This window comes from Streptomyces sp. NPDC001156, from assembly GCF_053598275.1.
The window spans coordinates 1-12,897 of the sequence record NZ_JBSFJX010000009.1 but is presented as its reverse complement, the minus strand read 5'-3'; the positions used below and the strand labels follow the sequence as shown (position 1 = coordinate 12,897).

The 12,897-nt window shown below is 71.7% G+C and carries 8 protein-coding genes and 1 pseudogene; 3 read left to right on the top strand and 6 right to left on the bottom strand.

Features of this window, described 5'->3' with window-relative positions:
- Positions 1-16: 16 nt before the first annotated feature.
- A complete protein-coding gene (locus tag ACWDA7_RS07230; protein ID WP_450603193.1) occupies positions 17-1,696 on the bottom strand; it encodes an FAD-dependent oxidoreductase in 1,680 nt (559 codons plus the stop codon).
- Between the two features lie 142 nt (positions 1,697-1,838).
- Here ACWDA7_RS07230 and ACWDA7_RS07225 point away from each other — a divergent pair, with 142 nt between their 5' ends.
- Positions 1,839-2,708 (top strand): universal stress protein, encoded by an 870-nt coding sequence (locus ACWDA7_RS07225; protein ID WP_450603192.1) that lies wholly within the window; start codon positions 1,839-1,841, stop codon positions 2,706-2,708.
- 117 nt (positions 2,709-2,825) lie between these two features.
- Here the strand turns inward: ACWDA7_RS07225 and ACWDA7_RS07220 are convergent, their stop codons facing one another.
- The 5 genes from ACWDA7_RS07220 to ACWDA7_RS07200 all read right to left on the bottom strand — a co-directional run bounded on the left by ACWDA7_RS07220 (position 2,826) and on the right by ACWDA7_RS07200 (position 10,956).
- On the bottom strand, positions 2,826-3,602 hold the full coding sequence (locus ACWDA7_RS07220) for a dienelactone hydrolase family protein (protein WP_450603191.1): 777 nt from the start codon (positions 3,600-3,602) through the stop codon (positions 2,826-2,828).
- A 144-nt stretch (positions 3,603-3,746) separates the two neighbouring features.
- On the bottom strand, positions 3,747-6,380 hold the full coding sequence (locus ACWDA7_RS07215) for a SpoIIE family protein phosphatase (protein ID WP_450603190.1): 2,634 nt from the start codon (positions 6,378-6,380) through the stop codon (positions 3,747-3,749).
- Between the two features lie 252 nt (positions 6,381-6,632).
- On the bottom strand, positions 6,633-8,564 hold the full coding sequence (locus ACWDA7_RS07210; RefSeq protein ID WP_450603189.1) for an AMP-dependent synthetase/ligase: 1,932 nt from the start codon (positions 8,562-8,564) through the stop codon (positions 6,633-6,635).
- Between the two features lie 193 nt (positions 8,565-8,757).
- Positions 8,758-9,708: a TauD/TfdA dioxygenase family protein gene (locus ACWDA7_RS07205; RefSeq protein WP_450603188.1), complete on the bottom strand. Its 951-nt coding sequence runs from the start codon at positions 9,706-9,708 to the stop codon at positions 8,758-8,760.
- A gap of 228 nt (positions 9,709-9,936) precedes the next feature.
- Positions 9,937-10,956, bottom strand: a complete 1,020-nt coding sequence (locus tag ACWDA7_RS07200) for an LLM class flavin-dependent oxidoreductase (protein WP_450603187.1) — start codon at positions 10,954-10,956, stop codon at positions 9,937-9,939.
- A gap of 191 nt (positions 10,957-11,147) precedes the next feature.
- Between ACWDA7_RS07200 and ACWDA7_RS07195 the strand changes: the two genes are divergently transcribed.
- Together ACWDA7_RS07195 and ACWDA7_RS07190 are read left to right on the top strand one after the other, a co-directional pair.
- Positions 11,148-11,588 carry a cupin domain-containing protein gene (locus ACWDA7_RS07195; RefSeq protein WP_450603186.1) on the top strand — a complete coding sequence of 147 codons (441 nt, stop codon included), beginning with the start codon at positions 11,148-11,150 and terminating at the stop codon, positions 11,586-11,588.
- A gap of 446 nt (positions 11,589-12,034) precedes the next feature.
- Positions 12,035-12,897, top strand: a pseudogene (locus ACWDA7_RS07190) (IS200/IS605 family accessory protein TnpB-related protein); the annotation flags it as partial.

Sequence of the window (12,897 nt, the reverse complement as noted above, 5' to 3'; positions counted from 1 at the left end):
TCCCCGAACTGTGGGTTCATGACTGCTCCAGATACCGGTGGACGAGCATCACGGCCATGGCTCCCTCGCCGACCGCGGAGGCGACCCGCTTGGCGGACTCGGCGCGGGCGTCGCCCGCCACGAAGACGCCGGGGACATTGGTCTCCAGGTGATAGGGGGGCCGCTCCAGTTCCCAGCCGGGCGGTGGCTGCCCGTCGCAGGTCATGTCGGGACCGGTGGGGATGAAACCGTGCTCGTCCCGCAGCACGGTCCCCTCCAGCCAGTCGGTCAGCGGGGCCGCCCCGATGAACACGAACAGCCACTGCGCGTCGACGAGTTCGATGACTCCCGTCGCCATGTCCCGCAGTGTCAGCTGCTCCAGGTGCTCGGTGCCGTGCGCGGCGTCCACGACGGTGCGCGTGCGCACGTTGATGTTGGGCGTCTCGGCGATCTGCTGGACCAGGTAGTGCGACATCGACGCGGACAGCGACTCGCCCCGCACGATCAGGGTGACCGACTTGGCGCCCCGGGACAGGTACATCGCCGCCTGGCCCGCGGAGTTGGCGCCGCCGACGATGTACACGTCGTACCCCGAGCAGGCCGGTGCTTCCGTCAGCGCCGAACCGTAGAAGACTCCGCACCCGGTCAGCTCCTCGAGACCGGGCGCCCGGAGCTGCCGGTACGACACTCCGGTCGCCAGGATCACGGTGTGCGCGGCGATCGCCGAACCGTCGGAGAAGCGCACGATGCGCGCCGCCCCGTTGATCTCGAGTGCGGACACCTCGCGTGCGGTGAGGATCTCGGCGCCGAACTTCTTCGCCTGGCGGCGCGCCCGGGTCGTCAGCTGAGCGCCCGACACGCCGTCCGGGAAGCCGAGGTAGTTCTCGATCCGTGAACTCTGCCCGGCCTGCCCGCCGGTCGCCGACCGCTCCACGAGCAGGGTCCGCAGCCCTTCCGACGCCCCGTACACGGCGGCCCCGAGTCCGGCGGGCCCGCCGCCGATGACGACGAGGTCGTAGAAGTCCGAGGTCGGTGTCGTCGCGAGCCCCACATGTCCCGCGAGCTCCGCGTCCTCCGGCTCGATCAGCGGCGTGCCGTCCGGGGTGACGACGAGCGGAAGCCGCACCCCGTCCTGGCCGGCGGCCGCCAGCAGCCGCTGTCCCTCAGGCGTGTCGACCGAGTACCAGTGGTACGGCACCTGGTTGCGGGCGAGGAACTCCCGGACCTCCGACGACCTGGCCGACCAGCGGTGCCCCACCACCTTGGTGGTGGGGACCGACTTGTAGTCGGAGGCCCGCCATGCCTCCAGCAGGTCGTCCAGGACCGGGTACAGCTTCTCCTCCGGCGGATCCCATGGCTTGAGGAGGTAGTGGTCGAGATCGATGACGTTGATCGCGTCGATGGCGGCGCTGGTGTCCGCGTAGGCGGTCAGCAGCACCCGGCGCGCCCCCGGGTAGACGTCCAGGGCCTGTTCCAGGAACTCGATGCCGTTCATCTCGGGCATCCGGTAGTCGGCCACGATGACGGCCACCAGTTCACCGCGCAGCTTAAGTTCCCGCAGTGCCTCCAGCGCGCTCCGGCCGGATTCGGCACGCACGATGCGGTACGACTCGCCGTACCGTCGGCGCAGGTCGCGTGCCACGGCGCGGGACACCCCCGGGTCGTCGTCCACGGTCAGGATGACGGTCCGTGCCGCTGCGGCGGCCGCTTGTGACATCAGGTCTCCCACCCCGGTCAGTCGGCGTCCCGCCCATCGTATGTTCGATCGTCCGGTTTCGCTCCGGAACCCGGCGACCGTCCGGATCGGTAACGTGTGACCGCCGATCATGGACCCGGATCAGGAACAGGGAGGCAGCCCTATGACCCGCCCCATCACCGTGGGAGTGGACGGATCACCGGAGAGCGAAGCCGCGGCGGCCTGGGCGGGACGGGAGGCGGTGCGCCGGGGCCTGCCACTGCGGATCGTGCACGCCTGGCAGTGGCAGCCGTACGAAGTGGCCTCGGCCGCCGACCGGGACGCCCAGGCGGGATGGGCGCGGGAGATGGTGGACGGGGCCCGGCGCGCCGTCGCCGAGCGCCATCCGGAGCTGCCCGTGACCGCCGAGGCCCTGGAAGGGGCGCCCGCCGGGACGCTGGCCGCCGAGGCGGACACAGCCGAGCTGCTGGTCCTGGGTTCGCGGGGCCACGGGGCGGTCGTGGGCTTCCTGCTCGGCTCGGTGGGCCAGCAGGTCATCGCCGAGTCCGCCCGGCCGGTGGTGCTCGTACGGTCCGACGACCGGGCCAGCGCGGAGGCGGCGGGCCGCGAGGTCGTCGTCGGACAGCACGGGGGCCCCGACGACAGCGCGCCCACGCTCGGATTCGCGTTCGCCACCGCCGCGGCGCGGGGCGCCGCCGTGCGGGTCGTGAGGGCCTGGAGCCTGCCGCCCGTGTTCGCCTACAGCCCCGGCTCGATCAAGCTGCTCGACGAGGCCGGCGGTATGGAGCCGTACGAGCGGAAGGCGCTCGACGAGGCGCTACGGCCCTGGCGGGACCGCTATCCGCAGGTGCCGGTGACCGAACACGTGGAGATGGGCAGCGCGGGCCAGGTACTGCTCGCCGCGGCCGCCCACGCCCAGCTGGTCGTGGTCGGGCGGCACGCCTCCCGGCCGGTGGGCCCGCGCATCGGATCCGTGGCGCACGCGCTGCTGCACCACGCGCCCTGCCCGGTGGCGGTCGTCCCGCCCGCTTGACCGCGGACGTGCCCCGTCTCCCCGGCCTGCCGAGGCCGGGGAGACATCTTCAGCAAGGTTCCGGGCGCCGGCTGACGCCTCCGCCGGCGCCCGGTGACCGGGACGGTCCCCTCCGGCCTACGACGCGCTGCCCTTGCCCCGCAGAGTGCGGTCCAGTAGTGCCAGCAGCTCCTTCCAGTGGCGTTCCGTCGCCTCGGCGTTGTACGCCGCGGTGTCGGCCTGGGTGTAGCCGTGGTGCGCGCCCGGGTAGACCTCGCTGCGGTGGCGCACGCCCGCCTCCGTGAGCACCTTGTCGAGCAGCTCGATCTGCTCGGGGGGCATCGAGGAGTCCTGGTCGGCGTGGCCGAAGTACACCTCCGCGGTGACGCGGTCGGCCACCAGGTGGGGGCTGTCGGGGGTGTCGGTCGCCAGACGCCCGCCGTGGAACCCGGCGATCGCGGCGACCCGCTCGGGGTACGCGCCGGCGGTGCGCAGGGCCAGCCTGGCGCCCATGCAGTAGCCGGTGATGCCGATTGGCCCGTCGGCGACCTGGGGGAGGTCGGCGAGCCGGCTCAGATAGGCGTCGGCGTCGCGTTCCACCGCTTCGGGCGTCAGGGCCTGTATGAGCGGCATGATCTGCTGGAACAGCTCGGGGCGCGCGGACGAGTCGATGGAGTCCGGCAGGTCGACCACGGGAGCCCGTCCGCGCCGGTAGAAGACATTGGGCACGAGGACCGTGTAGCCGTGCTCGGCGAGGTGGTCGGCCATCCGCTTCAGGGACGGCCGCAGCCCGAAGGCATCCATGTAGAGCAGGACCGCGGGGTGGGGGCTGTCGTCGTCGGGGTGGACCAGGTAGGCATCGGCCGTGCCGTCCTGGGTGGGGATGTCCAGGGACGTCCCACGGATGGAGGTCATGAGCTGTACTCCTGCCTTTCGACATCCGGCCGGTGGCGGGCCGGCCGGGCCTTGGAGCGCCATCATCGCAACGCCGCCTGTCGGCCCATCGCCTGGGGATCGTCATCGAGGGCGCACCGCTCAGGGTGCGGGCCTGCCGGGCGTTCACGCGGACGGCGGTCCGGGCCCCTCCTGCTCCCCGGGATCGGCGAGCTCCTCCCGACCAGGCCGGGCGGCTCTGGTCGGCGCGCCGTCGGACACCCCGCCGCCGGGCCGCTCGCCGTCGGCACCGTGGTCGTCGCCGACCTCGTAGGGCGGCCGGTGGTGCCGAGTCGCCAGCAGGAGTGCGATGTCGTCCGGTCGGTCGAGGGTGCGCCGGGCCCGTTCCATGAGCCGGTCCGCGATGTCCGTCAGGCTGGGCCTGCCGACGCTGTCGATGTCTTCCCCCGCGCGGGCGAGCGCCGCGCGCAGGACCTCGACGCCCTCGTCGATGTCGGTGCCGGGCCGCTCGACCAGCCCGTCGGTGTACAGCGCGAGGACGGCGTCGGGTTCCAGTGACAGATGCGTCACCGGATAGCGGGCCTGCGGATCCACCCCGAGCACCAGTCCGCCGGGCAGGTCCAGGACCTCCGTCAGACCGTCGGGATGGCGCAGCAGGGGCTGTGTGTGCCCGGCCCGTACGGCCCGCGCATATCCCGTGTCCGGGTCCAGCCGGATGTAGCAGCAGCTGGCGAACTGACCCGGATCCAGGTCGATGAGCAGCCGGTTGGTGCTGCTCATCACCTGGTGCGGGGCGTGGTCGCCGAGGGCGAACGCCCGGACCGCGCTGCGCAGTTGGCCCATCGTGGCGGCCGCCTGCACTCCGTGTCCCTGTACGTCGCCGATGACCAGGGCGAGTCCGTCGCCGGCCTCGACGACGTCGTACCAGTCGCCGCCCACGTCCATGCCCTGTGTGCCGGCCAGATAGCAGCCGGCGGTCTCCACCAGCGGATGGTCGGACAGCCGGTGCGGCAGCAGGGCCTCCTGCAGGCCACGGGCGAGGGCGGCCTCGGAGTCGTAGCGCTGGGCGCGCTCCAGGGCCTGGGCGATCAGACCCGCGAGCGCGGTGAGCACGGTGCGTTCCCCGGGGCTGAAGGTGCGCGGCCGCTCGAAGCCGAGGACGCACGAGCCGACCGGCCGGCCGGAGGCGATCAGCGGCAGGAAGGCCCGTGAGCCCGACTCCGTGTCCAGCGAGAGGCCCGGATAGGCGGCCTCGACCTGCTGCATCGACTCGAAGAACAGAGGGCGTCCGGTGGTGAGCGTCTCGACGCTCGGCAGCTTGGCGTCCAGGCCGACGCCTTCGAACTGGGCGAGGTACCCCGGCGGAAAGCCGGTCTCCCAGGCCACGTACAGATGCCGCTCCTGCAGCAGATAGATTGCCAGCCGGCGCCCGCCGAACGCGGGCAGCAGCTCCCGCATCACCACCTCGGACACCTGACGTGCCGTCATGGCCTCGGACAGCGCGATCGCCAGGACGATGGGGCGGTACACCGGGGCCGAGGGGTCCGGTGTACCGAGCACTCCCGTGGCCGAGGCCGGCGACTCGCCCAGTGAGGGCGCCTCCACGGTGGGCCCGAGCGGCACCACCCGGCAGCTCACGACATCCGGGCCAGGATGGGCCGAGACGGTGAGCCAGTCGCCCTCGTCCTCGGACTCCGTCGTGGGACGCCGGACTTGGAAGTGCACCGGTTCCGGCGAGATGAGAGCCGCGCGCAGATAGTCCTCGTAGGCGGGCTGTTCGAGCCAGGGGACGGCCTCCCACAGGGGCCGGCCGACGAGCTCCGCCTGCGTCCGGCCCAGCAGTTCGGCGGCACGCGGGTTGACGTAGGTGATCAGTCCCAGCCGGTCGAACGCGAACACGCCGTCTGGGAGAAGGTCCGTTGCCTCCTCCGCCGCAGGTCCGGGGCCTGGGTCGACGACGAGGCCGCCCACCCTGTGCTCCCGTCCCGTCGATGCCTCGGGCCAGAACTCCAGCATCCGCCGGCTGCCGTTCGCGGCCCGGACCCGCAGCGGACGCACGGGTGGGGAGCCGGCGGCCGAGTCGCTCAGTGCGCACAGCACCCGGCACGCGTCATCAGGGGAGATGGCCGCGGCCAGGGCCTCGGGCGAACGGGCGAAGTCCTCCTTGGTGCCGCCCGTCAGCTCCCAGAAGACGTTGTCGGCGGTCACCGTGGCGTCGGCGGGGTCCCAGACGAAGTGCCCGATCGACCCCTGTGACGGCCCGCTCACCGGTGGCCGTACGCACAGCGGCTCGCGGTCCCAGATCACGGGATCCCCTTCGGCCTCCAGGGCACCCAGGGCCTCGCCCAGACGATCCGCCACCGCGGTCAGGCGGGCCCGTTCGGGCAGCGCCTCGGAGACGTCCGAGGCCGGAGGCCGCAGCACCGTCAGCACGCCGTACCTGGTCGTACCGTCCGACACGGGCATGCAGACCGAGCCGAACCGGAACGGCAGCCCCGCAGCCAGTTGCGGGTAGCGCCGCATGGTCTCCGTGGAGTCGGTGAGCACGACCGGGTTGCCGTGCCGGTAGGCGTCCGCGACCGGGAACTGGCGCTCCGTGTGCAGCCGCCACCATGGCCGGAACAGCGGGCCCGGAAGGCCGGTGAGTACGGCCAGGCGCAGTACCGCGGGCGTGCCGGAGCGCAGGTACACGCCGCCCGCGAAGCCGCCGACGGCGTGGATCGCGTCCGCCACGGCGCCGGTCAGCACGGCGGTCGGCGTCCCGGGTGCGCTCTGCGCGCGCTCGGCGCTGCCTTGCATCGGTCTGCCCTCGTCCCGGGCCGTCGGGTGGGTATCACAGCAAGAATGCGCCGTATCGGCCCGGATGCGCATCCGGGCCGGTCAGTGCGGATGCAGCGACCACCGCACCGGGTGAATCAAACGGCGTGGCGGACCGGGCCGCCGCCGCTGACAGGGCGGACGTGGGTCAGGCGGGTGTTCCGTGCCGGGCCCCGCAGGTCCCGCCCCGCTCGGCTCGGAAGCCGGCCAGGAGACCGCCGGGCCGTCTCCGGCTCACCGTACGCGCCGGAACACGTCGTCGGATTCGTCCCAGGTCGCATGCTCGTCCAGCCTGCGCTCGCGCGGGATGCGGGACGCGGACTGGTACATCGCCTCGATCTCCCCCGCGTACCGGCGCGCGATGACGTCCCTGCGCAGCTTCATCGACGGCGTCAGCAGCCCGTTGGACACGTCGAACAGCTCCGGCAGCACCCGGAAGACCCGGATGGACTCCGATCGCGACACCGTGGTGTTGGCCGCGGCGACGGCGCGGGCCACCTCCTGCCGCAGCGCGTTCTCCTCCCGGGCCTCGCGTCCGGGCGCGTCCCCCTGCGCGAACAGGGCGCGGCGCCAGTGCGCCAGGAACTCCGGGTCAAGGGTGATCAGAGCGCCCACGCAGGGCCGGTTGTCACCCACGACCACCGCCTGGTGGATGAGCGGATGCATCCGCAGCCGCTCCTCGAGGGCCGCCGGGGAGACGCTCTTGGCACCGCTCGTGACGATGGTGTCCTTCTTGCGGCCCGTGATCGACAGATAGCCCTCGGGGTCGAGGTGCCCGAGGTCGCCCGTCGCCAGCCAGCCCTCGCGCAGTGCCGAGTGCGTGCCCAGGTCGTCGTTGACGTACCCCTGGAAGACCGAGGGGCCGCGCACCAGGATCTCCCCGTCGGGGGCCACCCGTACCTCGACGCCCGGCAGGGGGCGCCCCACGGTGCCCCACTTCTCCCGCCCGACCGGCTGCGCGGTGATTCCCCCGCTCGTCTCGGTGAGGCCGTAGCCGTCGTGCACGGAGATCCCGATCCCCGCGTAGAACAGGGTGAGTTCCCGGTTCAGCGACGATCCGCCGGACACGGCGCCGCACACCCGCCCGCCGAGTGCGGCGCGCACCTTGCGGTACACCGCCTTGTCGTACAGGGCGTGCTGGAGCTTGAGGTCGAGGCCGGGACCGTGCCCGGTGCCCAGCCGCTGCCGCTCGACCGCCAGGGCGTAGTCCTGAGCCGTGCGCACCGCCTTCTCGAACAGGACGCCCCGCCCCGCCTGCTGGGCCGTGCGGAGGAACGTCTTGAAGAGTCTTTCGAAGACGAAGGGGACGGCGTACAGGTACGTGGGGCGGAAGCTCAGCAGCGATGCGGCCAGGGTGTCCGCGCGCAGGTCCGGTTCATGGGCCATGAGCAGGCCGCCGCGCAGGCACATCCCTTGGATCATCAGCCCGTAGACATGGGAGAAGGGCAGGAAGGCGAGGACTGCGGGCTGCTCCCCGGGCGGTGCCCCGGTGTGCCCCCAGCCGGCCAGCAGTGTGTCGCAGGGACTCGCCAGATTGCGGTGGCTGAGCGCGCAGCCACGGGCGTGTCCGGTCGTACCCGAGGTGTAGGCGACGACCGCGGTCGAGTCCGGCAGCACGATACGGCGCAGCGAGTCGATGGTCGTGGCCGGCACCGGTCGGCCGCGCTCCACCAGTGTCGCCAGCGCGCCGGCGTCCAACTGCCACACGTGGCGCAGCAGGGGCAGCGAGGCGCACACCGACCCGACGGTCATCACCCCGTGCTCGTCCTCGACGACGACGGCGACGCAGCCGGAGTCCCGCAGGATCCACTCGACCTGCTCGTGCGAGGACGTCGGATAGACCGGCACGACCTCGGCGCCGACCGCCCACAGGGTGCAGCTGAGCAAGGTCCACTCGTAGCGGGTGCGGGCCATGATGGCCACGCGGTGGCCGGGGCGGATGCCGGAGGCGACGAGTCCCTTGGCCAGATCGACCACTTCGTCGCGCAGTTCGCCTGCCGTCATGGTGTTCCACGTGCCGTCGCCCCGCTCGGAGCGGCGGGCGATCATCGGCAGGCCGGGGTCGTGGTTCGCCGTGTCGAAGACGCTGTCGGCGAGCCCGCCGGTCATCGCGGGCCATCCCGCCCTGTCCGGGGCGATCGCCCGGGCGTTTCCCATGTCGCGCATGCGCCGCCCCCGAGCCTCTCCTGCGACGTCGCCGATGGATACGGGATCGGCGGGCACGAATGTAGCCCAGCCTGTGACCGGTCGTGCAGGAAATGGACAAGGAATCCTCACGAATTGGCAACAGCGGGTTCCGGACAATCAGTTGGGGTGCCGGTGGTCGTTCGTCTCCTTGGTCCGAGTGCCGTGCCCCGTGTCACCAGCGGCCTGGTTCCGTGCCGGTCACAGGTGCCGAGGGCGTGCCGTTTGGTCCCACCGGGACGTCTCCGGCGAGCATCACCCGGTGCATGATCCGGGGCTGTCCGGGGGTGACGAGGTCGCTCGGGGCCAAGTGGATGGTGGCCCGGTTGTCCCAGAAGGCGACACTGCCCGGCTCCCAGCGGAAGCGGACCGTGTACTCCGGGCGAGTGGCCTGCTCCAGGAGCATCTGCAGGATGTGCGCGCTCTCGGCGCGCGAGAGGCCGGCGATCTGCTCGACGTAGTAGCCGTTGACGAACAGCACGCGTTCGCCCGTCTCGGGGTGCACCCGGACCAGCGGGTGCTCGGCGGCGACCTGGTGGTCGAGGAGATGACGCAGGTAGGCGTCGTCGCCGGGCCGCGCCTGGTACCCGACGCCCAGCCGGTGCTCGGCGCGCAGTCCGTCCACGAACGTCCGTACCGGCTGCGAAAGGCCCGCGTACGCCGTGGTGAGATTGGACCACTGGGTGTCCCCGCCGTACGGGGGCACGGTCTCGGCCCGCAGGATGGTCGCGGCGGGCGGGTCGACGCGGGCGCCGTGGTCGCAGTGCCAGCCCCGCAGGAACGAGTGCCGCCTGCGCCGCAGCCACTCCTCGTGGTCCATGCCGTAGCGCCCGCCCAGCTCCAGCCGGTCGGCCGTCGTCTCGATCTCGGGGAAGTCCGGCGGGGAGGCACTTCCGCGTTTGCCGAGGACGACGGGTTCGCCGAATCGCCGTGCGAACGCGATGTGCGCGGCGTGGTCCAGTTCCTGGTCCCGGAAGAACACCACCTTCCAGCGCAGCAGCGCCGACCGGATCGCGACCACCGTCGCGTCGTCCAGGCCGGCGGCGAGGTCGACCCCGGTGATCTCCGCGCCGATGTGGCCGGCGACGGGCCCCACCTTGACCTCGGTACCGCTGTCCGTCGTCATACCGGCTCCGTCCGTCGTGGGTCCGTCCGCCGTGCGTGCGGACTCCCTGGGGGCAAGCATCGTCCGCCTGCTTGCCGGTGCGAAAGATCGCATGGGCAGCAGGCAGGCGGCCAGAGGGCTCCCTGGCGCCGGTGCTTTTGCCTTCTCATTGCCTCCATGACCGGAGGACTACATATCTGTAGTCATGATGGTTCGCGCGAGTAAGGCATGCCTTCGCCCAGCGGGCGTTCAGCCGGCCGGCCGCCAGCCCAGCGCCGAGCCGAGGGCGGTGGCGATGTCCGTGAGGATCTGCACGTAGTCCTCGTGCTCGAAGGTGAACGGCAGCGCGAACGCCACCTCGTCGACCTCCCGGAACGCGGCGTGCGCGTGGAGCTGCTCGGCGATCTGCCCGGACGGGCCGACGAGGTCGGGCGCGAACATCATCCGCAACGGGCCCTGCGGCGACGCGGTACGCGGCATCCGCTGCGCCGCGTACGCCTCGTACTTGGCGCGCTGTCCGGACGAGGCGCTGTCCGTGGGGATGACGACGAGCCCCTGCGATACGCGGGCGCGCTCACCGTCGGGGTGGTGGGCGCGGAACCTGCGGATGTGCGAGAGCTGAACCTCGGCGAAGTCCTCCGACTCCTCCGCCTTCACCACACTGCTGGTCAGCAGGTTCATCCCGTGTTCGCCAGCCCATTGCGCCGAACGCAGGCTGCCTCCGCCGTACCACATACGCCGGCCCAGGCCGGGGGAGTACGGCTGCACCCGCTGTGAGAACACCTCGAAGCCCTCGACCCCGCTGAAGTCGGTGGCCGGCTTTCCGCGCACGAAGTCCAGCAGCCGCTGGACGCGGTCGTAGCCGAAGTCCTCCGCATCGGCCGTGTGGGGATAGAGCGCCTGCTTCAGATGGTCGTAGTGCATCGGCGGGCCGACGCTGATCCCGGGGTTGAGCCGGCCCCCGGAGAGGACGTCGACGGTCGCCAGGTCCTCGGCGAGCCGCAGCGGGTTCTCCCAGCCCAACGGGATGACCGCCGTGCCCAGTTCGATCCGGCTCGTGCGCTGGGACGCGGCGGCGAGCACCGCGACGGGCGAGGAGATGCCGTACTGCAGATGGCGGTGGCGCACCCATGCGCTGTCGAAGCCGAGCCGCTCACCGAGTTCGATGATCTCCAGCGTCGACTCGTGCCCGCGGCGCGGATCCGACTCGTCGAACAGGCCGATGGTCAGGAAGCCCAGTTTCTGCAGCGGTTTCGAGGTCGGGGGCACGGGGCTCCTCCAAGATCCGTGGCGTGTCTGCCGTACGCCGGTTCCTTGTTCGATTCTCGCAGGTGATCGTTGCGCGCGTGTGAAGGGAGAGCGGTGCCGTGCGGACCGTGGCGGCGGACGTGAAACGGGAGGGGCCTGGGAAGGCTCCCGGGGCACGCCGCGCACCGAGTCACCCCGACCCTGGAGGACGCATGCATGTGATGTTCCGAAGAGTGCTGACGGGAGCCGCCGCCACGGCCCTGGGCGTGGCCGGCCTGTCCGGCACGGCCGGTGCCACCCCGCCGGGTCCCGGTGTGACCGGCGTCGTCCTCGCCCAGAGGACCGTCGGCGGCACGGACTACATCCTGCGCGAGATAACCGTCCCGGCCGGGCAGAGCACCGGCTGGCACTACCACGACGGCCCCCTGTACGGATACCTCAAGCAGGGCACCCTCAGCCACTTCGACTCCACCTGCGCCTCCGACGGCGTCTACCGGGCCGGCAGCACGATCACCGAGCCGAGCGGTCCCGGCCACGTTCACATCGGCCGGAACCTCGGCACCACCCCCGTCGTCCTGGACGTGCTCTATGTGCTGCCGCACGGCGCGCCGTTCTCCGAGGACGCGCCGAATCCCGGCTGCGACTTCCAGTAGGCCGGGCATCCGCCCCCGGCCGGCCGGAGGGTGAGGGCATCCCGTCCCGGGCACCGTACGGGCGGGGTGACCTGGACCTGCTGCACCTGCCGTCGGCGGGCGCCGTCCGCGTCTCTCTGAGGCTGTCGTCGCAGCCCGGGGACGTCGCCACGTTCGTGCGCTTCGTCGACGAGAGCTATCGGGACCGGGCGCCGGGGGCGGCGGGACTGACCGCCCGTCAGGGCTGCTGAGCGCGTTCCCCGTCGCACCGGCTGGTGGGCTGCCGGACCGGCCGTAGGGGGTTGGGAGCTGTTCGGTTTCGGATGTGCAGGAGTGTGTGTGAGTGTGCACGAGCATGTACTTGTTCGTGGTGTTGCAGCGCGCACACAACGCTGGCGGGCACTGTCAGTGCCGGCCTGTACCGTTCTTCCTGTTGCTGATCAAGCGTTGGGGAGGGAGGCACATCGATGCGTGGTGAGTCGCTGCGCACGATCGCTGCCCCCTTCGTGGCCGTCGGCCCGTCCGGCGTGGCGATCCGCACCCGCATCAAGGCCCTCACACCGGACGATGACACGGTGTTACGTCTGGTCGGCGCGCATCTGGGGTCGCTGGCCTCGAAGGATCTCAAACGCCGATGCGCCGAGGGCCTGGAGCACTCCGCGGATACATGGGCCAGGCGCAAGCGGGCCCTGACCGACACATCGTCCTCGCGCTGGGCCGGTTCGATCACGAAGGCCACCCACGATCAGTGGGCGCTGTCCAGGCGTGCCCAACTCGCGCACATCCACAGCCTTGAGGCCGGCATCAAGACGATCGCGCACCGCCTGTCGCTGCCGGTGGGCGAGAAGGGCTCGAAGCGGGCTCCGGGCGGATACCGCACCCGGCGGGAGTGGTTCCACAAGTCCCGGCGGCTGCGTCTGCTGGAGGATCGGCTGGAGCGGGAGCGGGCCGATCACGAGGTGGGGCGGGTGCGGGTGGTGCGGGGCGGCAAACGCCTGCTCCACACCCGACACCACCTTGAGGCGGCGCAGCTCACCGAGCAGGCGTGGCGGCGGCGTTGGGAAGCGGAGCGCTGGTTCCTGCAGGCGGACGGCGAATCGGGCAAGCGGTTGGGGAACGAGACGATCCGCGTCACCCCGGACGGCGAAGTCTCCCTCAAGCTCCCCGTCCCGCTTGCGCACCTGGCGAACGCCCCGCACGGCCGGTACGTCCTGTCCACAGCTGTGACGTTCCATCACCGCAGCGACGAGTGGGCCGACCGCATCACCACGAACCGGGCCGTGGCCTACCGCATCCACTACGACACAGACCGCTGCCGCTGGTACCTGAC

Bases quoted from the DNA above. Each gene is read 5' to 3' on its own strand.
- ACWDA7_RS07230 (WP_450603193.1), bottom strand. From the start codon at position 1,696: ATGTCACAAGCGGCCGCCGCAGCGGCACGGACCGTCATCCTGACCGTG.
- ACWDA7_RS07225 (WP_450603192.1), top strand. From the start codon at position 1,839: ATGACCCGCCCCATCACCGTGGGAGTGGACGGATCACCGGAGAGCGAA.
- ACWDA7_RS07220 (WP_450603191.1), bottom strand. From the start codon at position 3,602: ATGACCTCCATCCGTGGGACGTCCCTGGACATCCCCACCCAGGACGGC.
- ACWDA7_RS07215 (WP_450603190.1), bottom strand. From the start codon at position 6,380: ATGCAAGGCAGCGCCGAGCGCGCGCAGAGCGCACCCGGGACGCCGACC.
- ACWDA7_RS07210 (WP_450603189.1), bottom strand. From the start codon at position 8,564: ATGCGCGACATGGGAAACGCCCGGGCGATCGCCCCGGACAGGGCGGGA.
- ACWDA7_RS07205 (WP_450603188.1), bottom strand. From the start codon at position 9,708: ATGACGACGGACAGCGGTACCGAGGTCAAGGTGGGGCCCGTCGCCGGC.
- ACWDA7_RS07195 (WP_450603186.1), top strand. From the start codon at position 11,148: ATGCATGTGATGTTCCGAAGAGTGCTGACGGGAGCCGCCGCCACGGCC.